29 protein-coding genes and 3 tRNA genes are annotated in these 26,292 nt (G+C 52.6%); 5 read left to right on the forward strand and 27 right to left on the reverse strand.

Features of this window, described 5'->3' with window-relative positions; translation table 11 throughout:
• Positions 1 to 16: 16 nt before the first annotated feature.
• The 4 genes from lpdA to pdhA all read right to left on the reverse strand — a co-directional run bounded on the left by lpdA (position 17) and on the right by pdhA (position 5,000).
• The gene (gene lpdA / locus ACTID9_RS16355; RefSeq protein ID WP_441065615.1) at positions 17 to 1,429 is read right to left on the reverse strand and encodes a dihydrolipoyl dehydrogenase; all 1,413 of its coding nucleotides are present in this window, start codon (positions 1,427 to 1,429) and stop codon (positions 17 to 19) included.
• Positions 1,430 to 1,435: 6 nt separating this feature from the next.
• Positions 1,436 to 2,818, reverse strand: coding sequence for a dihydrolipoamide acetyltransferase family protein (locus ACTID9_RS16360; protein WP_441065617.1), 1,383 nt, complete (start codon positions 2,816 to 2,818; stop codon positions 1,436 to 1,438).
• Positions 2,819 to 2,930: 112 nt separating this feature from the next.
• On the reverse strand, positions 2,931 to 3,911 hold the full coding sequence (locus tag ACTID9_RS16365; protein ID WP_441065619.1) for an alpha-ketoacid dehydrogenase subunit beta: 981 nt from the start codon (positions 3,909 to 3,911) through the stop codon (positions 2,931 to 2,933).
• Between the two features lie 3 nt (positions 3,912 to 3,914).
• Complete coding sequence (pdhA, locus tag ACTID9_RS16370; RefSeq protein WP_441065621.1) at positions 3,915 to 5,000, reverse strand: pyruvate dehydrogenase (acetyl-transferring) E1 component subunit alpha; 1,086 nt, start codon at positions 4,998 to 5,000, stop codon at positions 3,915 to 3,917.
• 220 nt (positions 5,001 to 5,220) lie between these two features.
• On the opposite strand from pdhA, the gene ACTID9_RS16375 reads away from it, so the two are divergent.
• On the forward strand, positions 5,221 to 5,949 hold the full coding sequence (locus tag ACTID9_RS16375) for an alpha/beta hydrolase (protein ID WP_441065623.1): 729 nt from the start codon (positions 5,221 to 5,223) through the stop codon (positions 5,947 to 5,949).
• A 25-nt stretch (positions 5,950 to 5,974) separates the two neighbouring features.
• Here ACTID9_RS16375 and ACTID9_RS16380 read toward each other — a convergent pair whose 3' ends face one another.
• The 14 genes from ACTID9_RS16380 to ACTID9_RS16445 form a co-directional block, all read right to left on the reverse strand.
• Positions 5,975 to 6,169, reverse strand: a complete 195-nt coding sequence (locus ACTID9_RS16380; RefSeq protein WP_441065625.1) for a hypothetical protein — start codon at positions 6,167 to 6,169, stop codon at positions 5,975 to 5,977.
• A 165-nt stretch (positions 6,170 to 6,334) separates the two neighbouring features.
• Positions 6,335 to 6,613: a EutN/CcmL family microcompartment protein gene (locus ACTID9_RS16385; RefSeq protein ID WP_441065627.1), complete on the reverse strand. Its 279-nt coding sequence runs from the start codon at positions 6,611 to 6,613 to the stop codon at positions 6,335 to 6,337.
• 5 nt (positions 6,614 to 6,618) lie between these two features.
• Positions 6,619 to 7,425, reverse strand: coding sequence for a hypothetical protein (locus ACTID9_RS16390; RefSeq protein ID WP_441065629.1), 807 nt, complete (start codon positions 7,423 to 7,425; stop codon positions 6,619 to 6,621).
• Between the two features lie 5 nt (positions 7,426 to 7,430).
• Entirely contained in the window at positions 7,431 to 8,216 is a 786-nt protein-coding gene (gene pduL, locus ACTID9_RS16395; RefSeq protein WP_441065630.1) for a phosphate propanoyltransferase, read from the reverse strand.
• An 11-nt stretch (positions 8,217 to 8,227) separates the two neighbouring features.
• A complete protein-coding gene (locus tag ACTID9_RS16400; protein ID WP_122916394.1) occupies positions 8,228 to 8,515 on the reverse strand; it encodes a BMC domain-containing protein in 288 nt (95 codons plus the stop codon).
• A 46-nt stretch (positions 8,516 to 8,561) separates the two neighbouring features.
• On the reverse strand, positions 8,562 to 10,040 hold the full coding sequence (locus tag ACTID9_RS16405) for an acetaldehyde dehydrogenase (acetylating) (RefSeq protein ID WP_441065632.1): 1,479 nt from the start codon (positions 10,038 to 10,040) through the stop codon (positions 8,562 to 8,564).
• Positions 10,037 to 10,426 (reverse strand): BMC domain-containing protein, encoded by a 390-nt coding sequence (locus ACTID9_RS16410; protein WP_441065634.1) that lies wholly within the window; start codon positions 10,424 to 10,426, stop codon positions 10,037 to 10,039. Before ACTID9_RS16410 ends, ACTID9_RS16405 begins: the two co-directional genes overlap by 4 nt.
• Positions 10,427 to 10,465: 39 nt before the next feature.
• Positions 10,466 to 11,251, reverse strand: coding sequence for a DeoR/GlpR family DNA-binding transcription regulator (locus ACTID9_RS16415; protein ID WP_441065636.1), 786 nt, complete (start codon positions 11,249 to 11,251; stop codon positions 10,466 to 10,468).
• 25 nt (positions 11,252 to 11,276) lie between these two features.
• The gene (locus tag ACTID9_RS16420) at positions 11,277 to 12,443 is read right to left on the reverse strand and encodes a saccharopine dehydrogenase family protein (RefSeq protein ID WP_441065637.1); all 1,167 of its coding nucleotides are present in this window, start codon (positions 12,441 to 12,443) and stop codon (positions 11,277 to 11,279) included.
• A gap of 117 nt (positions 12,444 to 12,560) precedes the next feature.
• Positions 12,561 to 13,682, reverse strand: coding sequence for a 2-aminoethylphosphonate--pyruvate transaminase (gene phnW / locus ACTID9_RS16425; RefSeq protein ID WP_441065639.1), 1,122 nt, complete (start codon positions 13,680 to 13,682; stop codon positions 12,561 to 12,563).
• A 2-nt stretch (positions 13,683 to 13,684) separates the two neighbouring features.
• On the reverse strand, positions 13,685 to 14,479 hold the full coding sequence (phnX, locus tag ACTID9_RS16430) for a phosphonoacetaldehyde hydrolase (RefSeq protein ID WP_441065641.1): 795 nt from the start codon (positions 14,477 to 14,479) through the stop codon (positions 13,685 to 13,687).
• A 16-nt stretch (positions 14,480 to 14,495) separates the two neighbouring features.
• A complete protein-coding gene (locus ACTID9_RS16435) occupies positions 14,496 to 16,202 on the reverse strand; it encodes a putative 2-aminoethylphosphonate ABC transporter permease subunit (RefSeq protein ID WP_441065643.1) in 1,707 nt (568 codons plus the stop codon).
• Positions 16,203 to 16,217: 15 nt separating this feature from the next.
• Positions 16,218 to 17,270 carry a putative 2-aminoethylphosphonate ABC transporter ATP-binding protein gene (locus ACTID9_RS16440; protein WP_441065645.1) on the reverse strand — a complete coding sequence of 351 codons (1,053 nt, stop codon included), beginning with the start codon at positions 17,268 to 17,270 and terminating at the stop codon, positions 16,218 to 16,220.
• A gap of 46 nt (positions 17,271 to 17,316) precedes the next feature.
• Positions 17,317 to 18,390: a putative 2-aminoethylphosphonate ABC transporter substrate-binding protein gene (locus ACTID9_RS16445; RefSeq protein ID WP_441065646.1), complete on the reverse strand. Its 1,074-nt coding sequence runs from the start codon at positions 18,388 to 18,390 to the stop codon at positions 17,317 to 17,319.
• A 274-nt stretch (positions 18,391 to 18,664) separates the two neighbouring features.
• Between ACTID9_RS16445 and ACTID9_RS16450 the strand changes: the two genes are divergently transcribed.
• On the forward strand, positions 18,665 to 19,210 hold the full coding sequence (locus ACTID9_RS16450; protein WP_441065648.1) for an MgtC/SapB family protein: 546 nt from the start codon (positions 18,665 to 18,667) through the stop codon (positions 19,208 to 19,210).
• A 78-nt stretch (positions 19,211 to 19,288) separates the two neighbouring features.
• Here the strand turns inward: ACTID9_RS16450 and ACTID9_RS16455 are convergent, their stop codons facing one another.
• The 4 genes from ACTID9_RS16455 to ACTID9_RS16470 all read right to left on the reverse strand — a co-directional run bounded on the left by ACTID9_RS16455 (position 19,289) and on the right by ACTID9_RS16470 (position 20,833).
• Entirely contained in the window at positions 19,289 to 20,401 is a 1,113-nt protein-coding gene (locus ACTID9_RS16455) for an aminopeptidase (protein WP_441065650.1), read from the reverse strand.
• A gap of 163 nt (positions 20,402 to 20,564) precedes the next feature.
• Positions 20,565 to 20,651 (reverse strand) — tRNA-Leu (locus ACTID9_RS16460).
• A gap of 5 nt (positions 20,652 to 20,656) precedes the next feature.
• Positions 20,657 to 20,732, reverse strand: a tRNA-Thr gene (locus tag ACTID9_RS16465).
• An 8-nt stretch (positions 20,733 to 20,740) separates the two neighbouring features.
• Positions 20,741 to 20,833, reverse strand: a tRNA-Ser gene (locus ACTID9_RS16470).
• 141 nt (positions 20,834 to 20,974) lie between these two features.
• On the opposite strand from ACTID9_RS16470, the gene ACTID9_RS16475 reads away from it, so the two are divergent.
• On the forward strand, positions 20,975 to 21,103 hold the full coding sequence (locus ACTID9_RS16475) for a hypothetical protein (protein ID WP_441065652.1): 129 nt from the start codon (positions 20,975 to 20,977) through the stop codon (positions 21,101 to 21,103).
• Here ACTID9_RS16475 and ACTID9_RS16480 read toward each other — a convergent pair.
• Entirely contained in the window at positions 21,094 to 21,303 is a 210-nt protein-coding gene (locus tag ACTID9_RS16480) for a hypothetical protein (protein WP_441065654.1), read from the reverse strand. The two genes, ACTID9_RS16475 and ACTID9_RS16480, sit on opposite strands and share 10 nt — an antisense overlap.
• A gap of 241 nt (positions 21,304 to 21,544) precedes the next feature.
• On the opposite strand from ACTID9_RS16480, the gene ACTID9_RS16485 reads away from it, so the two are divergent.
• Positions 21,545 to 21,847: a HesB/IscA family protein gene (locus tag ACTID9_RS16485; RefSeq protein WP_441065656.1), complete on the forward strand. Its 303-nt coding sequence runs from the start codon at positions 21,545 to 21,547 to the stop codon at positions 21,845 to 21,847.
• Between the two features lie 51 nt (positions 21,848 to 21,898).
• Here the strand turns inward: ACTID9_RS16485 and ACTID9_RS16490 are convergent, their stop codons facing one another.
• The 3 genes from ACTID9_RS16490 to yneA form a co-directional block, all read right to left on the reverse strand.
• Positions 21,899 to 24,163: a HelD family protein gene (locus ACTID9_RS16490; RefSeq protein ID WP_441065658.1), complete on the reverse strand. Its 2,265-nt coding sequence runs from the start codon at positions 24,161 to 24,163 to the stop codon at positions 21,899 to 21,901.
• 104 nt (positions 24,164 to 24,267) lie between these two features.
• Positions 24,268 to 24,465 (reverse strand): DUF896 domain-containing protein, encoded by a 198-nt coding sequence (locus tag ACTID9_RS16495; RefSeq protein WP_441065660.1) that lies wholly within the window; start codon positions 24,463 to 24,465, stop codon positions 24,268 to 24,270.
• A 93-nt stretch (positions 24,466 to 24,558) separates the two neighbouring features.
• Complete coding sequence (gene yneA / locus ACTID9_RS16500; RefSeq protein ID WP_441065662.1) at positions 24,559 to 24,915, reverse strand: cell division suppressor protein YneA; 357 nt, start codon at positions 24,913 to 24,915, stop codon at positions 24,559 to 24,561.
• A 152-nt stretch (positions 24,916 to 25,067) separates the two neighbouring features.
• Here yneA and lexA point away from each other — a divergent pair, with 152 nt between their 5' ends.
• Positions 25,068 to 25,691 (forward strand): transcriptional repressor LexA, encoded by a 624-nt coding sequence (gene lexA, locus ACTID9_RS16505; protein ID WP_441065664.1) that lies wholly within the window; start codon positions 25,068 to 25,070, stop codon positions 25,689 to 25,691.
• Positions 25,692 to 25,790: 99 nt separating this feature from the next.
• On the opposite strand, the gene ACTID9_RS16510 is transcribed toward lexA, so the two are convergent.
• Complete coding sequence (locus ACTID9_RS16510; protein WP_441065666.1) at positions 25,791 to 26,276, reverse strand: DUF456 domain-containing protein; 486 nt, start codon at positions 26,274 to 26,276, stop codon at positions 25,791 to 25,793.
• Positions 26,277 to 26,292: the final 16 nt, after the last annotated feature.

The raw sequence follows: 26,292 nt of genomic DNA on the forward strand, positions 1-26,292 counted from the left end.
TATTTTTTAAACTTTATTATTTATTTAATACGTGGATAGGGTGACCAAGCGCCAGCTCTGCTGCTTCCATGGTCAGCTCGCCCAATGTCGGATGCGCATGGATGGTCAGCTCAATATCTTCAAGCGTTGCGCCCATTTCGATCGCCAGACCGATCTCCGCAATGATGTTGGACGCTTCTGCACCGACGATTTGCGCACCGAGTACAAGACCTGTCGCTTTGTCGGCAATCAGTTTCACGAAGCCTTCACCTGCATTGACGGACAGCGCGCGGCCGTTTGCTGCAAACGGGAAGCGGCCGACAACGTAGCTGAGCCCTTTGTCTTTTGCTTCTTTTTCGCTGATCCCTACGCTCGCGATCTCCGGATCGGAGAACACAACCGCCGGGATCGCCTTGTAGTCGACTTTCGCCGCATGGCCTGCGATCGCTTCAGCCGCCACTTTTCCTTCGTAACTTGCTTTGTGCGCGAGTGCAGGGCCTGCCACGATGTCACCGATTGCGTACACGTTCGGAATGCTCGTTTGGCCTTTTTCGTCGACTTCGATGAGGCCGCGATCGGTCAGCTTCATGCCGATGTCGCGTACGCCCAGCTCATCCGTGTTCGGACGGCGGCCGACGGTGACCAGCACGTACTCCGCTTCGACGGAAGTCGCTTCGCCTTTTACTTCCGCTTTCACGATCACACCGTTTTCGGTCTCTTCCATGCCTTGTGCCAATGCCTTGGTATGGATCGTCACGCCGAGTTTTTTCAAACGGCGCTCTACCAGGCGGGTCATTTCCGGTTCAAAGCCTGGCAGGATTTGATCGGAGCCTTCGAGGATGGTTACCTGGGTACCGAAACGGGCAAATACGCTGCCCAGCTCGATGCCGATATAGCCGCCGCCGATGACGACCATGCTTTTCGGAATTTCGTTCAATGCCAACGCTTCTGTCGAGGACAGCACGCGTTTGCCGAACGGGAATGCCGGCAGCTCGATCGGACGGGAGCCTGTCGCGATGATGCAATGGTTGAATTTGTAGCGGTTTACGTCATAGCCGTGGAACACGCGCACTTCATTTTCGGAAACGAACAGCGCTTCCCCTGGAATCACTTGAATTTTGTTGCCTTTGAACAGACCTGCAACGCCGCCTGTCAGTTGTTTCACGATGCCGGCTTTCCATTCCTGGACTTTGGCAAAGTCAACTTTTACGTTCTCCATGGTGATCCCCATGGATTCGGTATGTTTCGCATGATCGTATGTGTGGGATGCATGAATCATCGCTTTGGATGGGATGCAGCCTACGTTCAGGCATACGCCGCCCAATTCGGCTTTTTCTACAACCGCCACGGTTTTGCCCAGCTGTGCCGCGCGAATCGCAGCCACGTATCCGCCAGGACCTGCACCGATGACGAGAACGTCCACTTCAGTGGTAAACTCTCCTACTACCATGATTCTTTATCCCTCCATGATCAGCAGCGTCGGATTTTCCAGAAGCTGCTTGATATAGTTGACAAAGCGCTGCGCCGGTTCGCCATCGACCAGACGGTGGTCAAAGCTGAGCGACAGGTGAAGGATCGGAGCTACCGTGATTTCACCGTTTTTCACAACCGGTTTTTCGCTGATGCGGCCTACGCCCAAAATCGCAACTTCCGGATAGTTGATGATCGGCGTGAAGAACATGCCGCCAGCCGAACCGATATTGGTGATGCTGAACGTGGAGCCTTTCAGCTCATCTGCAGACGCTTTGCGGTCGCGGGCTTTTACAGCCAGCTCGCTGATTTCGGACGCGATGGCAAACATCGATTTGTGATCTGCGCCTTTCACGACAGGAACGAGCAGACCTTCATCGGTGGATGCTGCGATACCGATGTTGTAGTATTTTTTATAGATGATTTCCTGTTTGTCATCATCGATGGATGCATTCAGCTCAGGGAACTTTTTCAGACCGGCAACCACCGCTTTTACGATGAATGGCAAGTATGTCAGCTTGATGCCTTGCGCTTCTGCCAAGCCTTTCGCTTCTTTGCGCAGGGCAACCAGACCGGTAGCGTCCACTTCGTCGAAAATGGTAACGTGCGGAGCGGTGTAAGCCGATTTGACCATTGCCTTGCTGATCGCTTTGCGGATGCCTTTGAGCGGAACGCGCTCTTCGAGACCGCCTGCTGCCGCGACAGCTTGCGGAGCTGCTGCTGGAGCGGTTGCTGCTGCTTGTGCTGTTTCTGCCACTGCCGGAGCTGCAGCTTCGACTGCCACCGCTTGCGGAGCATTCGTTGGGGCTGCCGCAGTTGCGCCGCCAGCAACGAAACGATCCACGTCATCGCGCGTGATGCGGCCCAGTTTGCCTGTGCCAGGGATGACGGCCAGATCGACGCCTTTTTCACGCGCATATTTGCGAACGGATGGCGTCGCCAATGTATATTCACGTGCAACCGGTGCTGCTGCAACCGCTACTGCTGATGGTTGAGCTGCTGCAGGCGTATCCAGCGGCTGGCTTGCGTTTTGATTGATTTGTGCGCCGATGTCGCAGCCTGGCTCGATGCCAGCTGGCTCAGCTGCTGCCTCGCCATGACCATGTACAGGCAGATTCGGAATCTCGCCTTCTGCTTCAAAGACAACCAAAACGTCGCCGACTACGCAAACAACGCCTTCATCCACTTTCAGTTCAAGCACTTTCCCTTTTACAGGAGATGGAATTTCAACGACCGCTTTATCATTTTGTACTTCCAAAATGACTTGGTCCTCTTCCACCGCATCGCCTGGCTTCACATGCCACTTGACGATTTCTCCTTCGTGAATCCCCTCGCCGATATCCGGCAGTCTAAATTCAAAACGACTCACTGTCATTCCCTCCTAATTCGCGCTTTGTATCCGAGCAAGTCCAACCGATGGGACTTTTTATTCCGAAAAGAAGGCGAAAACCACAAATGTTTTTCGCCTCACTCTACTTTACTTAAAAATCAAGAACTTGCGTCAGCCCGTCAACCACACGCTTCACGTCTGGCAGCCATGCATCTTCCGCTTGCGCAAAAGGATACACGGTATCTGGCGCAGTTACACGCAATACAGGAGCTTCCAGGTGAAGGATCGCTTTTTCATTGATTTGCGCAATGACTTCAGCGGCAACACCGGAGGAACGCTGTGCTTCCTGCACCACGATGGCACGGTTTGTCTTTTTCACGGAAGCCAGCACCGTATCCATGTCCAATGGGTTGATCGTGCGCAGGTCGATGACCTCGACTTTTGTACCGCGCGCTTTTTCGATTTCTTCCGCCGCTTTCAGGCTGGTGTGTACCATTGCGCCATACGTGATAATGGTCACGTCGCTGCCTTCTTTTACAACGTTTGCTTTGCCGATTGGAATCGTGTATTCGCCCTCTGGCACTTCGCCGCGGAAGGAACGGTACAATTTCATGTGCTCCAGGAAGATGACTGGATCGTTGTCGCGGATTGCCGAAATCAGCAAGCCTTTTGCATCGTAAGGCGTGGAAGGAATGACCACTTTTACGCCTGGTGTTTGCAGGAACAAGCCCTCGAGCGAGTCAGCATGCAGCTCAGGTGTTTTTACGCCGCCGCCGAATGGGGAGCGGAACGTGATTGGGGACGTGAAGCGTCCGCCGGAACGATAACGCATGCGCGCCGCTTGGGAAGCGACTGCGTCAAACGTCTCGAATACGAAACCGAAAAATTGGATTTCCGCTACAGGACGGAATCCGTTGACAGCGAGGCCGACTGCCAAGCCGCCGATCCCGGATTCAGCCAGCGGTGTATCGAACACGCGTTTTTCGCCGAATTCTTTTTGCAGGCCTTCGGTTGCGCGGAATACGCCGCCGTTGTTCCCTACGTCTTCACCGAATACGAGAACTTTCTCGTCACGGGCAAGCTCAACGCGCATTGCGTCCGTGATTGCTTGAACCATCGTCATTTGTGCCATGGCTTATTTCGACTCCTTTGCCAGATATTCTGCCTTTTGTTCTTCCAGCGAAGGTGGCAGCGTTTCGAACATGACATCGATCAATTCGGATACTTTCATTTTAGGTGTTTCGTCCGCTTTTTTGATTGCGTCCGCAACCGCTTGTTTTGCTTCTTCAATCACAGCTTCCTCGTCTTTTTCGGACCAGAGGCCTTTGTTTTCGAGGAATTTGCGGAAACGGATCAATGGATCGCGCTGTTCCCACTCGGATTGCTCTTCACCTGTACGGTAGCGAGTCGGGTCGTCACCAGCCATGGTGTGCGGGCCGTAACGGTAGGTCAGCGCCTCGATCAAGGTAGCGCCTTCGCCGTTGATACCGCGCTCTTTTGCGTCTTGGGTCGTTTTGATAACAGCCAGAACGTCCATACCGTCGATTTGCGCGCTTGCGATACCAGCCGCTTTCGCTTTGATCGCGATGCTTTCGGAAGCCGTTTGCTTCGCGAACGGCACGGAGATCGCGTAGCCGTTGTTTTGCGAGAAGAAGATGACCGGCAGCTTGTATACGCCCGCATAGTTCATACCTTCATAGAAGTCACCCTGGGAGGTCGCGCCGTCACCAAAGTAGTTGATCGCCACTTGTTTTTCACCGCGCAGTTTGAAGCCCATGGCAACGCCTGTCGCTTGGGTACATTGTGCAGCGATGATGATTTGTGGCATTAAAACGTTTACATCTTGCGGGATTTGTCCACCATGGATGTGTCCGCGGGAATACAGGAACGCTTGGTACAAAGGCAAGCCGTGCCATACCATTTGCGGGATGTCGCGGTAGCTTGGCAGGATGAAGTCTTTTTTATCCAATGCGAACTCGGAACCGATCATGGTCGCTTCTTGACCTGCAACAGGCGCGTAGAAGCCCAGGCGGCCTTGGCGGTTCAGGCTGATCGCGCGTTGGTCCCACACGCGGGTAAAGACCATGCGGCGCATCACTTCGCGCAATTGGTCGTCGGAAAGGTTTGGCATCAGGTCAGGACGAACGACAGTACCGTCCGGTGCTAAAATTTGCAATGGTGTATTGTTGCCGGTTTGTTCTACAGCAGTTGAAACACTCATTGAATTCACCTCTTACTTAGTAATGGAATAGCGGAGGACTCACGCTAGGTAGAGTCTGTTTCATAACACCCTGTTATATCTCAGAAGCAGTTCTGTTTCAATGTGTTACAACACTGATATTACAGGGTTTATTTCTTTTCTGTTCTGCTATATCATAATTTCTGTATCAGTTTTTTTCAAGTGCTTTTTTCCACTTTGTGCGTTTGTGAGGGATGAAACGATGTCGGATTATACAAAACGAACGATTGTAAAAGAAGAAGTGCCGAGCCACCATTTGCAAGGCACGCGCTCGGTGAAAGTGTACTTGCCACCAGGCTACAATGAGCTTGTCTCCTATCCGGTTGTCTACTGCCAAGACGGCAGCGATTTCTTCACGATGGGCCGGATCGCCACCATCGCCACCGAACTGATTTTGTCAGAAGGCATGGAGCCGTTTTTGATCGTGGGCGTATCGGTCGAGCGCAGCAAGCGCACCAGCGAATATTCGGCAACCGGCGAGCGCAATGAAGCGTACAAGCGCTTTTTCGCCGAGGAACTGATCCCCTTTATCGAAAGCCGGTATCCGGTGCAAAACCGCAAGCGCGTCATCGCTGGCGATTCGCTCGGCGGAACGGTCAGTCTGCATCTGGCACTGGACTATCCGGACATGTTCCCGCATGTGCTCGCACTCTCCGGCGCCTTCCTGCAGCCAACGCTCGAGGCGCTTTCGCTGGAGTCTGACTTGTCCTGGCTCGACTTGTGGATGATTGTCGGACTGGAAGAGACAAGCGTCGAGACGCATATGGGCGACATCGATTTCGTCCATTGGAACCGACTTGCCAAAGACGCGCTTGAACAAAAGAATGCCAGGCTCCATTACTGTGAAAAGCCTGGTGTTCATACGTGGGGATTTTGGCAAAAGGAGCTGCCGGACGGCTTGCGCCATTTCTTCCCGACCGTCGGGCTGTAGGCTTATAAGAAACAGCTCTCGTGCTTCAATCGATACCGTTGATTTCGCGGATGTCGGCATAGTTGTAGCGGCGCCCGTCCGTGAGGGTAATCCCGTTTATGCCGGCATGTTCGATTTCGCCCGCCACCTGGTCTTCGTCGGAGAGCACGATCGTGACGATCTTGCTTTCCTCTGCCTGCAGGCTTTGCCGCAGCTTCGCTTGATCATTTGCGCTGAGCATCTGATTCCTCCTTGGTGAAGTCGATTTTTTGCATAGAAATAGTATTTCATCAAACAGAAATGAATAAACGGGCGATGTTTCCTTCCATCGCACAACGGCTGCGCAAAAATGAAAAGACCTCGTCAGCGTCCGGTTGAACGCGGTGAGGTCTTTTCGTCTTGTGCGTTATGAAGGTTTCACAGCCATTTCGTATGAATCGACGATCCCGACGATGGCGGCGTCCACCGGTGTCTCCTTCCGGTCAAACAGCATGCGCGCCGAACTTCCCTGTGCGACGATCACCCGCTCCCCGACGCCTGCGCCGATCCGGTCGGCCGCAACCACCACATTGTCCATCGCCCGATCGTGCGCATCAAAGGGCTGCACGAGCAACAACTTCAAATGTTCCATGCCTGTTTCTTTTTGCGTAGACCAGACACTGCCGATCACTTTTCCCATAAACATCCGGCTCACCCTTTGTCTTTGATCTGCAGCGCAATGCCTTTCTCTTTCATCGCATCGTAGGCGAGCGGCGCTATGATCGTGCCTGCATCCACCCAAATCGTACCGCCAGCCGCGCCTGCGCAGCGATTGATCCAATCAGCCGTCAGCAGTTTGCCTTCGAAAAGATACTCTGCATCCTCGGCAAGAGCGTCCTTCGCTCCGGCCGGTTCCGTGCGGGCCTTCGCTTTCAGCCTGCGCACCGCATAATCAGCCAGCGATCGCTGCGGGGCGAAATCGACACCTAACGCCTTCATCCCTTCCACATGTCGTGCGAACAGCTCACGGTACGGCTTTGGCAACTCCACCGTTTGCAAGGTGCGGCGGTCTGCCCGTTTGATTCCTGCCACGTCCTCGCCGACGATGACCGGCTTTCCCAATACAAGCGCAGCGAACGCAATTTCCGCTTTGATGGTCCCCTTCAACCCGGATGCAATCCGCGCCGCATTGTCCAGATCGATCTCCGGGATGATGATCGCATCATACTCTTTCGGCAATTCCAGCGGTGCTGGCGCATATTCGTCCATGGCGATCACTTTGCCAGCTCCGCCGCATTCAACACGGCTCATGCCGAGCCACGATGAGGTTTCCCCGTCCAAAAAGAGCATGTCATAGCGGATCTGCTGATTGGCAAGCGTGATGAACAGATCGTGATGCGCCTCATGCGCGGTGCTGTCGCAAAAGATAAACAGGACACGCCGCTTGCCTTTTTCATCGCTGTGCACGGATTGCAAGACTTCTTTGGCTAACGATTCGATCAGCGCCCGTATGTCCACCGCCGTCACCTCGCCAACCCGCGGCTCAACCGTCCGTTGACGCCCGCAACGGATACCGTGTCACCCGTTCGCAAGTTCGCAGCATTCGCCTCGTCGAGATCAATATGAAAATCGAGCCGATACTGCGGACTGACGCGCACCGTCACCTCGGGGAACAAAACCGGGCGCTCCCCGCCCGTGAGCAGCATAAGGTGATCGCCGTGCTGCACGCCGAATGTCGTTGCATCATCGGTCGACATGTGCACATGGCATTTCGCGATGATCACCCCTTGCTCCAATACGACACACCCTTTCGGACCGATGACCGCGACACCCGGTGTCCCATCGATCGCGCCGGAGAGGCGGACGGGTGGATGGATGCCGAGGGCAAACCCGTCCGTGCGTGATATTTCCACTTGTGTCGCTCCGCGTGACGGACCGAGAATGCGAACGTTCGGAATCATTCCTTTTGGACCTACCAATGTCACTTGTTCCTTTGCGGCAAATTGTCCCGGCTGCGACAGCGGGCGCAGCGGCGTCAGCATATACCCTGGGCCGAAGAGCTGCTCCACATGCTCTTGGCTTACATGAATGTGCCTGTTCGACACGCCGGCTACGATGGACAAGCTTTCTCCCGCAACATTGCTCTTATCCGATACTCCTTTCTGCTCGAGCGGTTTCACCGAAATCCCTCTCCCTTTTAAAAAGTCAGCCGCCGCCGGAGTCAGTTTCTCTTCTTTTGCAAGGGGAAAGGGGTTGGGTATGCCCCTTTTCCACATGGCCCGCAGCGTCCCTTCCGTAATTACCGCCATCGGCAGTCATCCTAGCCTTCCAGCTTGGGCAAGATCAATTCAATGTCGGAATGAGGGCGTGGGATGACGTGAACCGAGACGAGTTCTCCCACTTTTTCTGCCGCAGCCGCACCCGAATCAGTTGCCGCCTTCACTGCACCCACATCCCCGCGCACCATGACGGTCACCAACCCGCCACCGACGTGCACCTTTCCGATCAGATGGACGTTCGCTGCCTTGACCATCGCATCCGCCGCTTCGATCGCACCTACCAGCCCTTTCGTTTCCACCATACCGAGTGCTCCCATTTCTCCTGCCATTGTTCCTTCCTCCTTCACCATTTTTCAAAAAATGTTTGTTTCCGATTTAGCCTTTCAGCTCCACAAGGACGGAGCGGATCAGCTCTTTTAACTCATCTTTGCTGAAAAGCTGTGCCGTTTGCGCCTGGGAAACCGCCTCAGCGACGACTTGCTCGGCGGCCGCCTGCGGAACTTCCATTTCTTTTAGGCCGTAAGCGACACGCTTCGTATTGAACAGATGCTGCGGCCCGATGTTATCGGACGTAATAGTGCCACCCAGCGCACCGCAGCCAAGGGTCAACGCTGGAAGAATACCTGTGGTTGCGCCAATTCCCCCAAAGGTTGTACCGGCGTTCACAACGATGCGGGAAGCCGGTTTGTTGCGGCAAAACGACTCCACAACCGCTTCGGACTCCGCATGGATGCCGAGCGTATGGCCAAGACCGCCGAACTGTAGCAATGTGGTGCACAGCTCTTCGGCCTCCTGCTGATCTTTGGCTGTGTACATCGCGAGAATCGGGGCCAGCTTTTCGTACGAGAACGGATAGGTTTTCCCGACGCCGTCCTCTTCCGCAATCAACACTTTCGTGCCAGCCTCGACGATGATCCCGGCGATGTCCGCGATAGCTTGCGGCGATTTGCCTACAAGCGCGGCAGACAGCCCGCCATTTGCGACGAGTGCGGCACCCACCCGCTTCTTCTCATGATCGTCCAAAAAGGCCGCCCCTTGCCGTTTGAATTCTGCGATCACTTTATGCCGGATTCGCTGATCGACGATGAGAGCCTGCTCGGAAGCGCAGATCGTCCCATTGTCGAAAGTTTTGCTTTGGAGAATGCGGCGAACCGCCGCCGGAATGTCCGCGCTTTCGTGCAAATAAACCGGAACATTGCCTGGTCCCACTCCATAGGCAGGCTTGCCAGAGGAATACGCCGCCTTGACCATTTGCGCGCCGCCCGTTGCCAAAATCAGTCTTGTGATCCGGTGGCTCATCAGCTCGTTGGTCGCGGCCAATGTCGGTTTTGCCACGCAGCCGATCGCCCCTTTTGGCGCACCGGCCCGTTCTGCCGCAGCCTGCATGATTCGCGCCGCCTCCAAAGTGCAGCGCGCGGCGTTCGGATGTGGACTGAACACGATGGCATTTCCCGCTTTAAGCGCGATCAGCGCCTTGTACATCACCGTAGACGTCGGATTGGTCGACGGAATGATCGCCGCAATGACGCCAAAAGGCTGTGCAATCTCCCACACTTTTTTATGGGCGTCCTTATGAATCGTGCCGACCGTTTTCATCTCTTTGATCGCGGCATACACATCGCGGGCCGCAAACATGTTTTTGGCGGTCTTGTCGGGCACATTGCCGAATCCTGTCTCCTCCACGGCAAGTGCGGCCAGCCGCGCCGCCGCTTCCTGGGCCGCTTGCGCCATGGCCTTCACGATGGCGTCGATCTGTTCCTGGCTATACAGAGCCAGCTCGCGCGCTGCGACGTCCGCTTGGGTCAACGCATCGCGCACGTCTTGTATCGATTGCAGATCCGTATCCATCATCACGCTTCATCTTCACCTCGCTTCTCTTGTCCTGTCGCCTCCAGCAATGGCGGCAGCGGTTTTTTCTTCGCCTGCGCCTGTTTGCTTGCGACAAATGGGGCCACTTTGCTCTCCAGCCGTTTGATCAGCTGATGGACGCTCTGATCCGGGCGGGCGATGACGTGCGAATGGCGCAACCGCCCCACCCGCATCGCCGCAGCCTCGCCTGTCGCGACAGCTGCCTGCACAGCCGCAACATCGCCGATGATGTAGATCGTCACAATGCCCGCATCGGCCTGCTGATACGTCATGATTTGCACATCAGCCGCCTTCGCAGCCGCATCGGCAGCTGCAATCAGGGCAGGAAATCCGATCGTCTCGATCATGCCCAATGCTTTTGCTTCACTCACTTCCGATCACCCTCACGCGATTTGCTGATAGTTCCTTGCCTATTGCGCGACGATCCAATTGATGTCGCGGTCTTCCAGCTCCTGTTTCCAGTCCTTCGGGGCACTCACGCCGCTGATGATAATGTCGATCTCTTTCAGATCGCAAATCTTGTAAAACGTGCCCAAGCCGATTTTCGATTGGTCTGTCATGACGATGCTCGTTTTGGCGTTTTCGATGTACGTTTTCACAACCAACGCCTTCTCGACGTCATAGCTGGTGATGCCCTGCCGCATCGAGATGCCGTCGATGGACAGAAACGCTTTGTCGATGTGAAAATTTTCAATCATGTTCACGGACAATGCGCCTGACGTGCGCAAATGTTTGGGCTGGACCTTGCCGCCGATAAAATACAGCTCGCCCGTCAAAAGCCCTTTGTTGTGATAGTCCATTAACAGCGAGAGCGCGGGAAACGAGCCGGTCAAGATCGTCACATTTTGCTTATGGACCAGATACGGGATGATGTGCTGTGTCGTCGTCCCGTCATCGATGACGATCACGTCGTTGTTTTGCACCAGGAGGGAAGCGGCGCGGCCAATCAGCTGCTTCTCCTCCGCATACAGCACTTCCCGTTTCAAGTGCGAGGGCTCTTCGCGATCGTAGTTGATTTTGATCGCGCCGCCATAGACCCGTTTAAGCCGCTGCTCCCCCTCCAGCTCCTCCAAATACCGTCGGATCGTCTCGGACGAAACTTGCAGCTTTTCAACCAGCTCATTCGTCCGCACTTTCCCGGCGAAATGTAAAATATTGAGAATGATTTCCTTGCGCTCTTCTCCGATTAATGACACGGATTCGCCTCCTTGCGTCGATTGGCTAGTCCGCGAGCTTTTGCACCTCTTCATGGATGAAAATCTGCCGCTTCTCCAGCTCTTTGAATACTGCCGTCGGGTCGAACGCCTCTTCCGGCGTGATCACACCCGTCGCGTTCACTTGCCCGCGCGCGATCATTTCCGTCGCGATCGCCATCGGGATGCCGACATTGCGCGTGTAAGCCCGCAATCCTTCCCATCCCGGCTGTGAGCCATCGGAGCGCGGATGGGTGTGGTACAAGGTGTGCATCACGTTTTTGCCATCTTTCTTCCCCGTGACTTCCACGTGTAAGGAATAGCCGTACAGCTCTGTCTCGCGGCCTTCCCTCGAGTTGTAGAGATAATCGGCGATGCAATCGAGCACACCGACCTCCTGACCGTTCACCGTGATTTTGTCATTGCGCATGAAGCCCCAGTCGTACAGCGCTTTGACCAGCTGCATATTTTTCATCGGCCATGTGCCGCGCACCTCGATCAGCTTGACACCTTTGCCGCTCAATGCTTTCGCAAGCGTTTTTGTCTCCGCATGCGGAATGATGTACTGCACGGTCTTGCCGTATGGTTCAGGCAGGTTGATTTCGCGCGGGCGTGCAAAAGGCGGCACTTGAACGAATTCCCCGTTTTCAAACACGATCCGTCCGGGCAGGTTCGGGTCGTATTCATATGTGGTCGTCTCCGCGATCGATTTGGAAAAGGCAATCGGCCGAAACGCGCCGTGACTGACCCGCACTTCGTCGACTTCATCCAGTTGATTCGCGGCATGCATCGCCATCATCTGCGTCACCCCCGGTGTCATCCCGAAACCGGGCAAGCATGTTTTGCCGTTTTTCCGAAAAATCGGATCGAACTCATCTTCGGCGCCGAATCCGTTCAAATTGATCCCGTGGCACCCGGCTTCGGCAATGCATGCGGTTGACAACCCGTTCAACGTGATCGTCGTTCCGTCCATGACAATGTCGTAGCCGCGCATTTGATTGACCGTCGCTTCATGATCCCGCACGTTGACTTTGACAAAATCAACCCGCGGATCATTCAATTGTTCGACCAGCTTGATGCCCACTTCTTCGTTGAAATCGCCAATCGTAATTTTCTCGAATCGGGAATGCAGGACGAGATCGAGCACGGATTCTCTGCAAATATTGCCGGCACCGCCCAAGCAAAACACTTTCATTGTAAACCCTCCCTTTTGGTTCAAGCATGTAATATCCACACAGAAAAATGAATTCATCGCACAACATACACGTTGTTTACATTGTTTTTCCTTGGTTTATTTGACAAAAAAACACGGTTATAACCAGAACCGATTTCGTTCGATCGCTTGCACCAGTCGTTCCATATCTTCCGGAAAGACGTGGCCGATGTTTCCGATGCGGAACGTATCTGCTGCCGAAATTTTTCCAGGGTAGATGACGAAGCCTTCTTTTTTCAAGCGTTCATAAAATCCCGCAAACGTAAAGGCACTCTCATCCGGATAGTAAAAGGACGTAATGATTGGCGACTGGTGTTCGCGCGATAGCAGTGTGCGAAAACCCATTTGCTCCATCCCTTCGACCAGTGTGCGCTGACTTGTACGGTAGCGGTCGGCTCTCGCACGGACACCGCCCTCTTTCTCAAGCTCCAGCATGGCTTGGTAAAAGGCTCGCACCACATGCGTCGGGGACGTATACCGCCATTTGCCATGCTGCTCCTCCATTGTCTGCCATTGGTCGACGAGATCGAGCGAGAGCGACCGCGCCTGGCCTTTGCATTTGACCAACTCTTCCTCTTTTGCGAGCACAAAGCCGAAACCGGGAACGCCCTGGATGCACTTGTTCGCGCTGCTGATGAGGAAATCGATTTGCAGTGCCGCGATGTCCATTTCCACACCGCCGAAGCTGCTCATGGCGTCGACAATAAACACTTTTCCATACGATTTGGCGATTCGACCAACTTCCGCGATCGGATTGAGCATGCCGGTGGTTGTTTCGCAATGAACGACTGCCACATGGGTGATCGACGGATCGCTATTTAGCAGCGCATCAAGTTTCTCCGGCTCGACTGGCGAGATTTCGCCAAAGTCGAGGACGACATTCGCAATATTCAGCACATTCGCCATCTGCACAATGCGGTTGCCGTAAGCGCCGTTTGTCAAGATAGCGAGCTTGCCGTCCCGCGGTACCACGGTTCCAATCACCGCTTCCACGGAAAAGCTGCCGCTCCCTTGCATCAGTACAGATGTGTAGCCTTTCGGGTTTTCGGCTGCGATTCCGACAAGCTTGTGACGGATTGACTGAACCAGTTCGTTGTAATCCCGATCCCAGGTGCACCAGTCGCGCAGCATCGCAGCCTTCACGCCTTTTGTGGTCGAAAGCGGTCCTGGCGTTAGCAGCAAATACGGATTGTCCGGCAATGTGTTTGGATCAAATGTCATCGTTATCTCTCCCCCTGTGCAAGTCGCAAATTGATTTTGGGAATCACTTTGTCCAGATCGCCAATCGTGTCGATAATGTAATCCGCGCCGGCAGCCTTGAATTTTTTGGCGACTGCCTCCATGCGGTCCGCAAGCTCATCCGGGTCGCATGCCGCCACTTCCTGCTCGCTCATCCCCAGCTCGCTGCTCCCTTTCAAAATCCCGACGGACCAGGCGCCAGCGCTCACCCCCTCCTTGATGTCGCTTAACGTGTCGCCGACCTTGATGACATGCTTCATCGGGTAGACCCCCAGGTTGATCGCATTTTGATAACACATCCACGGATACGGCCGGCCCTGCGGCATTTCTGTCGGCGTCACCAGCGAGTCTGGCGCATAGCCGCGCTTTTTCGCTTCGGGCGCCACGACGGCCATCATCTCTTTCGTGTAACCGGTCGTTGAACCGATCTTGATCCCGTCGCGCCGCAATCGCTCGACCAGCTCCAGCACACCCGGAATCGGCGTGCAATAGTTTTTCAGAATGGAGAAAAGCATCGGCTCGAAATCCGCGTACAGCATATCCACATCTTTTTCCGTCGGTGCCCTGCCATATTTCTCCTTCCACAGATTGGCGATGCGCTCCATTTTCAGCATCGTGTCGATATGATCCCATTTTAACAGGCCCATCGGGGCGCGCGCCTCTTCGTGCAGCACCTCGATGCCGCGTTTGCGAAACACTTCAATGAACACATCCAAGGGAGCGAAACAGCCGTAATCGACGGTTGTTCCCGCCCAGTCAAAAATGACAGCTTTGATCATGATTTCCTCCCCTACCTTATCTGGTTTGCCATGCCTCGACGCGCTTGCGCAATCGCTTGGTGACGAATTCGTAGACGATGCGGATCAGGATGTTCGTCAGTACGATCAGCACGGACATCGCTGCGGCTGGCGCCACATCGCCGGCATCATCCATATTGACGATCGCCACCGAGGCCAGCTTGAAATCGGCCGAATACAGGAAGACGACTGCCGAGATCGTGACCATCGAATTGATGAAATAATAGACCGCAATTTCCAAAATGGTTGGCAGCGACATCGGCACGGTCACGCGGAAAAACGTCTTGTAAAACGGGACCCCCATCGATTCGGAAGCCATCTCAAATTCACGGTCCAGCTTTTTCAAAGCCGATGTCGCCGAAATGAACGGAACGGCGTAAAAGTGAATGACATTGGCTAAAATGAGAATCGCGATCGTGCCATACATCCAGTTCAGCGGATTATCCGGGTTGTTGAAGTAGAAAATGTAAGCCAAACCGATCACCAGCCCCGGCAATGCGAGCGGCAAAATGGAGAGAAAATAACCGATCATCCGCACGCCTTTGAGATAGCGGGACTTTTCGATCAGGTAGGCATACAGGAATGTAATGATCGTTCCTGCCACCGCCGAGTAAAAAGAGACGGTCAAGCTGTTCCAAAACGGCTCCAAGCCTTCACCCGCAACGGTGGAAAAATCAAAATGCATGAACGATAACGACAGATCATAAGGCCATACTTTCACCAAGGAAGCGAACACGACGGTGATCAGCAGGATGAAGATCGCGGCTGAAATGACGGCGCAATAGGCGAAATACAAGTTGTCTCGCCACGATTGCGGCACGATTTTGTACGGCGTTGATTTGGCCGTAATGGCTGCGCTCTGTTTTCGTTCAACGATGCGGTCTACGATGAAGGCCAGGATGGCCGGCAGAATCAGGATAAGTCCCACGGTCGCGCCCATCGACAGATTTTGCTGTCCGATGACGTGCTTGTAAACATCCGTTGCCAGCACGTTGTACTGCCCGCCCACCACTTTCGGGGCGCCAAAATCCGTGAAGCTCATGCTAAAGCAGACGAAAATGGCACTTACGAGTCCGTACTTGACATTCGGCAGCGTGACGGTCAAAAACTTGCGCGTTTTCCCGGCGCCAAGCGTCTCGGCTGCTTCATATAAATTGTAGTCCGCGAACATCAGCGAGGCGGCGAGGATCAAATAGGCTTGCGGGAATGTATAGATGACCTCAGAAATGATGATCCCGACCGGTCCGTACAGCTCGATCTGGATGCCATGCTCAAACATTCCGAAAAACCCTTTGGTAATCAACCCTTGATTGCCGAACAAATAGGTGAGGGCGATCCCGTGCATCATCGTCGGTGAAAACAAGGGAAGCAGTGCGACATACCGGAAAAACACTTTCCCTTTCATGTCCGTTCGCGTCAGCGCGTATGCGTACAAAAAGGCGAGCGAGACGGAAATCAGTGTCGTTACAACCGAGATGTACATCGTGTTGGAAAACGAGAGCGAAAGCGCCGGGGTAGAGAAATAGTGGATGAGATTGGTCAACCCGATATAGTTGCCTTGGCTGTCCACGAACACTTTGCTGAACAAATCGCCCAATGGCAGCAGCACGCTGATAAACAGGCTCACGACCATCGCGGTGATCAAAATCTTTTGGAGCCATTCGTCCCGCCCCATTTTCTGACGGACGACTCTAGTCGAAAACATCGCATCACCCCCTCGTCACTTTGCCACTTTCGCCTGATCAAACGAAATCAGGCGCTCCATCGGCAGCTCAAGCCAAACCGGTTTGTTTTTGGACAAGCGCAAGCGCGTTGCCTGGTGCATGGGCAAATCGATCGTCATGAACGACTCCGCATGGTCCCCCGCATCAGAGCGCAGCTGAAGCAGCACGCGGTAGATCGAGCCTCGAAATTCCATGTCTCTGACGATCGCTTTGATTCCATACCCTTCGTCATCGTTTTGCTGCTCCACGACGTGGACGTTTTCCGGACGAATCGCCAGCAGTCCATTTTGCTCTTGCTGCAATCCGGCAAAGTGGTTCGGTTCAAAGAAATTGATCGCGCCGATGAAATCAGCGACAAATGGCGAATTTGGCCGATCGTACACTTCCTGCGGTGACCCCACCTGCACGACTTCCGCATTGTTCATGACGACGATTTTGTCCGCCATTGTGAGCGCTTCGTCCTGATCGTGCGTAACCATGATCGTTGTGATCCCGATTTTTTCATGCAGATTGCGGATTTCCCGCCGCAGCTTCAGCCGAACTTTGGCATCGAGCGCGGACAGTGGTTCGTCCAGCAGCAAGAAATCGGGCGACAGCGCGATCGCCCTCGCCAAGGCGATGCGCTGCTGCTGTCCGCCGGAGAGCTGGGATGGATATTTGTCGCGAATGTGGGTCAAGTCGATCAGCCCCAGCACCTCGCTTACTTTATCCGCAATCTCCTTTTTGGACATTTTTTTGGCTTTCAGTCCGTAGGCGATGTTTTGGGCGGCGGTCAAATTCGGAAATAAGGCGTACGACTGGAACATCATGCCGAAATTCCGCTTGGCAGGAGGCAAAGAGGTGATCTCTTTGCCATTGACCATGATCCGTCCGGCGTTCGGCTGTTCCAGTCCGGCGATGATCCGAAGCAGTGTCGTTTTGCCGCAGCCGCTCGGCCCAAGCAAACAGACAAATTCATTCTTCTCCATAGAGATGTTGATATTGTGCAACGCCGTAAACTTTCCAAATGTTTTGGAAATTCCTTGGATGGAGAAATACGACTGGCTCATGATTTTTTGACCTCCTCCCTCTCGCAATGGTGCACACGTCCGATTCCTAGTTTTTCGGCTCGCTCTTTACGCTGAAGCGCTTATCCCACTCGGCCAGCCATTTGTCACGTTCGGTCGCGCTCTTGTTCAGATCGTTTTTCATCAGTTGCTTCAGCGGGTCGGCCGGATAGCCTTCCGGATACACTTGATTAGGGTTGGCGACAGCCAGGATCGCGAAGTTTTTGCCGTACTCCTTCATCGCATCATCCGAGATGGCCCAATCGAGGAATGTTTTCGCCTCTGGCTTGATTTCTTTTTTCTTCACCAGTGCGTTCGATTCCGGGTCCCAGCCAGAGCCTTCTTTCGGGAAGACGACTTCTACCGGAGCGCCTTTTTTCTTCTCCGTCACCCCACGGTAGCCAAAAGAGATGCCGATCGGATACTCGCCCGCTGCAGCCATTTTCGCAGGCTTGGAGCCCGAATGCGTATAGATGCCGATGTTGTCATGCAGCTTGCTCATGTAATCCCAGCCTTGCTTTTCGCCAAACAGCTGCAGGAATGCGGCGATGGTGAAAAATCCCGTGCCGGATGACGACGGATTCGGCATGACGATCAACCCTTTGTACTCGGGCTTGATCAAATCCGCGTAAGATTGCGGGATCGGCAGGTTGCGCTTCTCCAGTTCGACTTTGTTCACAACGAAAGCGGTTTCATAGACATCGATCCCAACCCAATGCGTCGGCTCTTTATCATCTTTAAACTGTGGCGACACTCGCTCTACCCCTTTTGGTGAATAAGGTTCCAGCATGCCGTTATGGTCGGCGACCAGCAAGCTGGAGGCGGAGACACCCCAGACCACGTCTGCTTGTGGATTATCTTTTTCCGCTAACAATTTTGCCGTGATGACACCCGTTGAATCGCGAACGATATTGACTTTGATATCGGCATTGGTCTTCTTGAACGATTCCAGATACGCTTTGATCTGATCGTCTTCCAATGCGGTATAGACCGTGATTTCTTTCGAACCGCCGGATTGCGAGGGATTTGCTTGTGACGTTTCCGCGCTCTTGCCTCCGCCGCAACCGCTCAAAACCGTAATGGCCAAAGCAGTCAAAGCCAATGGATGCCACCATTTTTTCATCTGAATGCCCCCTTTTGGATGGAATTGCTTTTTTCTTTTTTCAGATTCGCTTGAATTTCCTTTGCTTCCTTCTCATTCCCTTTTGTTTCAGCAATCTCCTTGTTTTTCCTTGGGATTTTTCCAACCACACTCCATTCTCGCTATGATTCCACGAAATTTGATTGTTTTTTGCTTTTTTTAGTTGATTTTACTTTGGTTGTGATTATTATATAATTAATTGAGCAAAAATTTCAAATATTTTTTATCTACATTTTCAGCAAAATGAGGTGTTGCCATGGAATACTTGACCCTGATGTATGAACAGCATGTGATCGCCAATCTGGAGATGTATATACGGGTCTTGATCAGTGCGGTTCTCGGCTTATTCATCGGTTGGGACCGATCGTTCCGGCACAAGCCTGCCGGGCTCAAAACGTATACGTACGTATCGGTCGCATGCACCCTGATCACGCTGGTCTCCATTTATTCCGCCAAAGTGTATGCCATGCCGAACGCCGGGACACAGATGGACCCGATGCGGCTTGCGGCGCAAATCGTGACCGGACTGGGCTTCCTCGGTGCCGGTGTCATCCTGAAGGACGGGCTGCAAGTAAAAGGGTTGACCTCGGCGGCGATGATCTTTTTTGCAGGCGGAGTTGGCATCGGAATCGGCGCAGGGTTTTACGGCATCGTCATTTTTTCCGTGCTGGTCACGTTTTTGTGCGCGCGCTTCAGCTCCCGTTTTGAAGAAAAATCGCTTCGCCGCACCGCCGAGCATCCGCAAGTTCACTCGACACACGAACCGTTTCATGAATCACATTCCTATAAAGAGCATGGTTGATGGCGAGGTGAGGAAGCGAGCTTTGCAGCGCTAAGGGAAATAGAAAAAGGAGGGCTCATCCCCTCCTTTTCCCCATTTTTATCCTAGCAGTCGCTGCGGATTCAGCCCTTCCAAAGCCGCTGGTACAAACAGGCCGTCCTTGCGTATCAACACATCGTCAAACCAGATTTCCCCGCCGCCATACTCGGGGCGCTGGATGGAGACCAAATCCCAATGAACCCTGCTGCGGTTGCCATTGTCGGCTTTTTCGTACGCCCGTCCCGGGGTCAGATGGAAGCTTCCGGCGATTTTTTCATCGAACAGCGTATCGCCCATCGGATGGAGAATGCCCGGGTGAAACCCGATGGCGAACTCGCCGATATAGCGAGCGCCTTCATCCGTATCGAGAATGCTGTTCAGTTTTTCCGTATGGTTCGCTGTCGCCTCTACGATTTTTCCAGCCTGGAACTGAAACTGGATGTGCTCAAATGCATGTCCCTTGTACACGCTCCCAATGTTGTAGGAAATCGTGCCATTGATCGAGTCGCGCACTGGCGCCGTATACACCTCGCCGTCCGGAATGTTGCGTTTTCCCGCCGCGATCACCGCGCCAATCCCTTTTATGGAAAAACTCACGTCCGTGCCCGGTCCGACGATTCGCACCCGATCGGTTCGCTGCATCCAATCGTACAAAGGCACAGCCGCATCGTGCATCCGTTTATAGTCAAACGCACATACATCAAAGTAAAAATCTTCAAACATCTCGGTTGGCATTTTCGCTTTTTGGGCCAACGCCGTGTTCGGATAGTTGAGCCGCACACCTTTTATCCGATTATCAATGCGCTCGGCAATCGATTGAAACGCTGATGCATAAAGCCGGTATTTCCCCTCGGGCACGCGGCTAAGCTCGCTGTCGTTTTGCTCGCCATGGATTCCGATATAGCCATCGATTTCATTCCACATCTGCTCTTCCCATTGCGCAAGCTGATTGGCTTGCGTGGCGGTTACACCTTTCAGCCATTCGCTTTGCAGCTGCTGCCGCTGAAGACGAACGTACGGAAATGCGCCTTTGGCATACAGCTTGCGCACCAGTTCGCGAGCAAGCGGCTCCCCTTCGTCAGTCACCGCGATCATGATCCGTTCTTCCGGCTGCACATCCAGGCTGTACGAAACGATATTTTCCGCAATTTTTGCAAGTCGGTTATCTTTCATGTTCAGTCACTCCCTCGTTCTTTTCGCTATCGATCGTAACAACGCAAGATCAGAGAAAGATCAGAGGAAGAGAAAAAGTTTGTCCCGTTTGTCGTTTCTGGCAACAATAAAAAAAGCCTCCACATTACTCATCCGTAATGCAAAGGCTTTGATCGCTTATGTATGGTGCGGTCGAGAGGACTTGAACCTCCACGGTGTTGCCACCACTAGAACCTGAATCTAGCGCGTCTGCCAATTCCGCCACGACCGCAAACATGGTGCCGGCGATAGGACTTGAACCCACAACCCCCTGATTACAAGTCAGGTGCTCTACCAATTGAGCTACACCGGCAATATTGATGGCGGATGGGGTGGGATTTGAACCCACGAGACGAGTTATCCCCGTCTACACGATTTCCAATCGTGCTCCTTCGGCCACTCGGACACCCATCCAGCTTGTACAATTTCATCGCTCGTTCTCGGCGACAAGAATGAGTATACTACGAAACGTTATCCAAAGCAATACCTTTTTTAGATTTCATGAACATAGGTTGTGAGCGGTTCGGGCATACTACTCCCAAAGGAGGGATTCCGATGGACCCGAACCGTCATCTGGATGAAACGGAGTCAATGCTCGCAGATCTGTACGAGATGTACTATCCTCCACGCGACGAGGAAATGTATCACGAAATGGATTTGCTGGAGTGGAATGGCTATTTGTGACAGATGAACAGAAGCTCATTTCCCTGTTCGATTGGCTGTCCAGCATAACCGCCATATTCCGCTTCAATGGTGAAGCCGGCATCGCGCAGCAGCGTGCGGAGGTCGTCCCCCTCATAATAACGCAACCGCAGCTTGTCGCGATGCTCCTCCACCGGCTTTTCCTTGTGGTTGATCCGGTAGATGAGTTCAACATCAAGCAAGCGCAAAATCGGATCAAACGACTTGTTTCCGCCTGCTTTACGTAAAATGGAATGTCAATCGAAAATGGAATTCGCGGATCCTGGTCATACAGAAATGCCGTGTTCTCATACAGGTTTGCCACGCAATCTCCTCCCACATACTCCAGTTCTTTCCACTTTATCACAGACAATCTATTTGCATGTCATTGTTTTTCTCTGGTAATATGATGAAGAGGTCAAGAACGTAAGGAGAAGATTCCCCATGAAATGTAAAATCACCCGCAACGCAGCAAAGAAAATTGCCGAAGTATTGGCTGAAGAGACCGATAAAGAATTAAAACTGCGCGTCTACATCACACACGCACACGGTGACCATGCCCATTACGGAATGGCACTGGACAAGCCTACTGACGATGACGTCGTAGTTTCGACCGATAAAGAAATCGATGTCATCTTGAAAAAAGGCGACGAGCTGCTCGACGGTGTTGTCATCGACTATCTCTACCTGCCAGAAGAAGGCTTCGTCATCACCAATCCCGCCAAAGGAAATCATGGCGATCACTAACGAAAAAAAGAAAAAAGCGGAGGAAGCATCCAGCTTCAACCGCTTTTTTTGTTAGACTTCCTGTTCTGTCACCTGTTCCATATGCACCTGTGCGGTTTGCAGCAATTCGGTAAAACGATTTTTGGCACTTACCACGACCAGACGGTGGACCGGGCGAGTCATGGCGACGTAGAGCAGCTTGGCATCTTCTTCGTTTCGCCCGTAGTTTTCGGTATCGGCCCCTACAAGAATGACTGCGTCAAACTGCAACCCTTTCGTCATATATGCAGGCATAACCACAATGCCCTCGGGGAACTCGGTATCTTTCGAGGAAAGCAGGACCGCTTCCGGCAAGCCTGTCTTTATTTGTTTATGCAGCTTTTTGCATTGCTCCATCGACTTTGCCACGATCGCGATCGAGCGAAATCCTTCCCCTGCAAGTTTGCCAGCATGCAAAATCACCGCGTTCGCCTCATCCGCTGCCTTCTCGCTATGCTGGTAAAGCGGTTTCTTGCCGTGCCGTAATACGGGTTTTGCCAAAAACAAATCTGGAATATCGATTTTTGCCAATACCTCGTTGGCGCACGTCATAATTTCGACGGTTGAACGATAGCTTTGTTCGAGCTTGTAAAACTGGACAGAGCTACCCGCAAATACACCTTTCATCAGTTCATTCCAGGAATGCAGCCCACGGTAGGCATGAATTCCCTGGGCCATATCACCCACGATGGTGACGGAATTACGCTTGGTCGCAAGCGAGACGATCAATATCTCCAGTGCGCTCAAATCTTGCGCCTCGTCCACCACCGCATGATCAAAACTGCCCGCCTGACTCATCCCTTCCAATGCATGCTGCAAATACAGCAGCGGCGCCAAATCCTCCGTTTCAATCCGTTCGGCAGCAAAGATTTCAGCAGACGTCCTTGCTGTATCGGCCAAGACTTCCGCACGATTCTCCAGCTCCTTGGGAGCAAATTTCTCCAAAAGCTCCCGACTTGCAAATAGCTCGGTATACACCGTAAACACATCGAGTGTCGGCCAAGCGGCAAAATACTTATCGAGAATCGTATCGATATTTTTTTCAAACTTGGCGAGCGCTTGCTTATCCAAATCCACTTTCAGTTCGCGCAGATGAGCGTACACCATCTTGTTCAGCTGCTGTTTGAGATGCTTGCGCAATTGGACAAGGCGCTCACGGAATGGAAGATTGGCATAATGCTCCGTGAACAGCTGTTTGATCTCACTACCATCGATCGCGAACACATGCTTCGTTCTGCTGTAGATGAAGCTTAACCGTTTATAATTGATCTGTGTCTCGATCAAGTCTGCCAAATAGGCATCAAGCGTCGCTTTGCACGCGAGCGAGCCTTTCATGTGCATCCGATGACGCGCTTCTCGCCGTAGCGCTTCCCGGTTCTCTCCCTCTTCGAAAAATAGCTGCAGCGGTTTGTTCGGATCGAGAATCCGCCAGCCTTTCGTCATGAGCGGCTTCACCAGCTTGGCTGCCCAATCCATAAAAGTCGACTGCTGTACGTCTTCCACCCCCAGCTCAGGGAGCACTTCCGATATGTACGTCAAAAAGAGTCGGTTCGGCGCGAATACCATGAACCGCTTGGACGCGAGCGAATCTTGATAGTTGTAGATCAAGTACGAGAGCCGATGCAGGGCGATCGTCGTCTTTCCGCTGCCTGCCACCCCTTGCACAAGAATCGGCCGGTCTTTTTCCGCGCGGATAATATCGTTTTGTTCCGACTGGATCGTGGCGACGATATCTTTCAAGCGGCTGTCATTGGTTTGATCGAGGCTGGCCGACAAAAATTCGTCGATGTAGCCTTCATCAAGAAAATCGTCCGGATCGGACATTTCCCGATTGATCGTTTCCTTTACAGCCCCATCGTAAATGCCTGTGATCTTGCCTTCCTCGATCGCAAAGTTGCGCTTCAGTTTGACCTCGCCTCTGACGATTCCTTGTGGCGTTCGATAAAAGGCGTCCTTGCTCTCGCCGCTATAATACAGGCTGGCAATCGGGGCACGCCAGTCGACAACGATCGAATCCATAGTATCGCTGCTCACTACGCCTCGTTTTCCGATATAGACGCTGTCCGTTTCATACGTCTCGTCTTTCATAAAATCAACGCGGCCAAAATACGGCTTCAAGCGCGATTGCTGAAGATAGGTCAACGTTTTCGCCAGGCCAGCGTTCACGATTTGCTTCACATAATCGTCAGTTGGATCTTTAATTTCCTCTTTGATCCAATCCACTTCTTTGTCGATCAGGTCGATTGTCTCATCCAATCGTTTTTGTTCCAATTGGTAAGCGCTGTGCTTTGTTGTCATTCGCATACCCTCCCTTTTCGCCAGTCCGATCACGAGTAAAGCGAGTGGCCAAACCAGGTTTTACAGAGTGAAAAAAACATCCATTCGCAACGGCGTGGATGTCATTAATGCTTAAACTTATTCTCTTCAAGGTCTTCAACATATTGTATGGAGTCAAGGTTGGCTTTCAGCGAGGCTTTGACTGCGTCGATATATTTACGTCTGAGCGCTTGCTGCTCCGCTTTTTCTTCCTCCGTCAAACCAGGGCCTTTTGCCTTTTTGGCCAGTTCGTTAATGCGTTTAATTTCTGCGTCGGTAACCATAACTTCTCCTCCCTCACCATCGTGCTGACCAGCTATAATCAAACATCTATCTATTATAGCAAGAGGCGGAAGTCAAACACAAGAGGGGAACTGTTATTTTTTCCAGTTGATTGGTATCTTCAATGTCTGACCTTCATAGATGATGACATCCTTCATTTCGTTCAACGCCATGATCTGATCGATCAAGTCGCTAATTTCCAAACCGGTATCCGCGCGGTAAGCAGAAGCGATCTCCCATAGGCTGTCACCCTCCTGAACCGTAATCACCTTGACCGGAACCGATGTCGTTCCTTCTTCCGATGCGAACACGAAGCTTGTCAAAAAATAGCTGAATAGCGCGATAAGTGCAAGAATAAAAAGGGCTTGTCCGCGTGTAATCGAAAGTTTGCGTCGCTTTGTCGTTGTTTCTTTATTCAAATGATGTGATGGTACATAAACATATCCTACCATAGTTACGACCCCCAAACAGATGTTCGTTTTGTTCTGATACGATCATAATACGAACACATGTTCATGTCAAGAAAATTGTCGAACTTATGTTTGTCGAACAGGAATTCCCGTGTTATAATAGAGAAAAATGGTAAACGAATTGGGGTGTCAACGTGTCCAAGCTATCGAACCGTCAACAATCCATCATCGATTTTATTCGCAAGGAAGTAAAAGACAAGGGCTATCCGCCATCTGTTCGGGAAATCGGAGAGGCTGTCGGCCTTGCTTCCAGTTCTACCGTACACGGACATTTGGCTCGTCTGGAGAAAAAGGGACTCATTCGCCGAGACCCTACGAAACCGCGCGCAATCGAGCTTTTAAGCGATGAGGGTCGCGTTGCTGACGATTTTCCTGATTCTGTCGTACGCGTACCCGTTGTGGGAAAAGTAACAGCTGGTGTGCCGATCACCGCGATTGAAGATGTGGAAGACTACTTCCCGCTTCCAGAGAGCATCGTGACCTCGGACAAAGTGTATATGCTGCGCGTATCTGGCGAGAGCATGATCGAAGCGGGGATTTTGGACGGGGATTATGTGATTGTTCGCCAGCAAAACGTAGCCAATAACGGCGATATCGTGGTAGCGATGACAGAAGAGGATGAAGCAACGGTGAAACGCTTCTTCAAGGAAAAAAATCATTTCCGGCTTCAGCCTGAAAACGCCGCGCTCGAACCGATCATTTTGGACAGCGTGTCGATTTTGGGCAAAGTCATCGGCGTGTACCGGTTACTCCACTAAGTTACCTGAACGTTTCAAACAAAAAGGAAACGAACCCTTTCACGGATTCGTTTCCTTTTTTCATTCGCGATGGCCGCCCTATCAGCGTCAAGGCCCGATTTAGATCGCCAGGAAAAACCAGACAATCATGACGATCTGTAAAAAGACTTTCATGACGGCGCTACCCAAAAACGCAACGACGGAACCAACCCCCGCTTTGACAGCGTGTTCTAGCGGCTGCCGCTGCACAATCATCTCGACAATGATGACCAGCGCGAACGGAAACAGAATGATGCCAAACGGCGGAAACAAAACAGCCCCCAAAATGACCCCGACAATCGAGGCGAACTGCGACCATTTCGATCCCCCGTATTTTTTGACAAAATATGCGTTCGTGAAAAAATCGGCTCCATACAGTAAAAGAGTCATGATTGCCATGCCCCACCAAAACGATGCCGGCAGCCCTGCACCCGGTCCCGCAATCGTGAACTGGTACAGCAGGAACCCCGCCCACAACAGCAGCATTTCCGGCAGCACCGGGAAAAAGACGGCAATTATGCTGGCAGCAAACAGCGCTGCTATGATAACCCATAGGACAATGTCCATTTTCAATCCTCCTCCA

Source organism: Brevibacillus fluminis, from assembly GCF_052072235.1.
In the GTDB taxonomy this organism is placed as follows: Bacteria; Bacillota; Bacilli; order Brevibacillales; family Brevibacillaceae; genus Brevibacillus_D; species Brevibacillus_D fluminis_A.

Bases quoted from the DNA above. Each gene is read 5' to 3' on its own strand.
- ACTID9_RS16475 (WP_441065652.1), top strand. From the start codon at position 20,975: ATGGACCCGAACCGTCATCTGGATGAAACGGAGTCAATGCTCGCAGAT.
- pdhA (WP_441065621.1), bottom strand. From the start codon at position 5,000: ATGAGTGTTTCAACTGCTGTAGAACAAACCGGCAACAATACACCATTG.
- ACTID9_RS16385 (WP_441065627.1), bottom strand. From the start codon at position 6,613: ATGTTTATGGGAAAAGTGATCGGCAGTGTCTGGTCTACGCAAAAAGAA.
- ACTID9_RS16495 (WP_441065660.1), bottom strand. From the start codon at position 24,465: ATGGTTACCGACGCAGAAATTAAACGCATTAACGAACTGGCCAAAAAG.
- ACTID9_RS16375 (WP_441065623.1), top strand. From the start codon at position 5,221: ATGTCGGATTATACAAAACGAACGATTGTAAAAGAAGAAGTGCCGAGC.
- ACTID9_RS16450 (WP_441065648.1), top strand. From the start codon at position 18,665: ATGGAATACTTGACCCTGATGTATGAACAGCATGTGATCGCCAATCTG.
- pduL (WP_441065630.1), bottom strand. From the start codon at position 8,216: ATGGCGGTAATTACGGAAGGGACGCTGCGGGCCATGTGGAAAAGGGGC.
- ACTID9_RS16510 (WP_441065666.1), bottom strand. From the start codon at position 26,276: ATGGACATTGTCCTATGGGTTATCATAGCAGCGCTGTTTGCTGCCAGC.
- ACTID9_RS16490 (WP_441065658.1), bottom strand. From the start codon at position 24,163: ATGACAACAAAGCACAGCGCTTACCAATTGGAACAAAAACGATTGGAT.
- ACTID9_RS16455 (WP_441065650.1), bottom strand. From the start codon at position 20,401: ATGAAAGATAACCGACTTGCAAAAATTGCGGAAAATATCGTTTCGTAC.
- lpdA (WP_441065615.1), bottom strand. From the start codon at position 1,429: ATGGTAGTAGGAGAGTTTACCACTGAAGTGGACGTTCTCGTCATCGGT.
- ACTID9_RS16445 (WP_441065646.1), bottom strand. From the start codon at position 18,390: ATGAAAAAATGGTGGCATCCATTGGCTTTGACTGCTTTGGCCATTACG.
- phnX (WP_441065641.1), bottom strand. From the start codon at position 14,479: ATGATCAAAGCTGTCATTTTTGACTGGGCGGGAACAACCGTCGATTAC.
- ACTID9_RS16365 (WP_441065619.1), bottom strand. From the start codon at position 3,911: ATGGCACAAATGACGATGGTTCAAGCAATCACGGACGCAATGCGCGTT.
- ACTID9_RS16485 (WP_441065656.1), top strand. From the start codon at position 21,545: ATGAAATGTAAAATCACCCGCAACGCAGCAAAGAAAATTGCCGAAGTA.
- ACTID9_RS16380 (WP_441065625.1), bottom strand. From the start codon at position 6,169: ATGCTCAGCGCAAATGATCAAGCGAAGCTGCGGCAAAGCCTGCAGGCA.
- ACTID9_RS16435 (WP_441065643.1), bottom strand. From the start codon at position 16,202: ATGTTTTCGACTAGAGTCGTCCGTCAGAAAATGGGGCGGGACGAATGG.
- yneA (WP_441065662.1), bottom strand. From the start codon at position 24,915: ATGGTAGGATATGTTTATGTACCATCACATCATTTGAATAAAGAAACA.
- ACTID9_RS16420 (WP_441065637.1), bottom strand. From the start codon at position 12,443: ATGAAAGTGTTTTGCTTGGGCGGTGCCGGCAATATTTGCAGAGAATCC.
- ACTID9_RS16400 (WP_122916394.1), bottom strand. From the start codon at position 8,515: ATGGCAGGAGAAATGGGAGCACTCGGTATGGTGGAAACGAAAGGGCTG.
- ACTID9_RS16440 (WP_441065645.1), bottom strand. From the start codon at position 17,270: ATGAGCCAGTCGTATTTCTCCATCCAAGGAATTTCCAAAACATTTGGA.
- phnW (WP_441065639.1), bottom strand. From the start codon at position 13,682: ATGACATTTGATCCAAACACATTGCCGGACAATCCGTATTTGCTGCTA.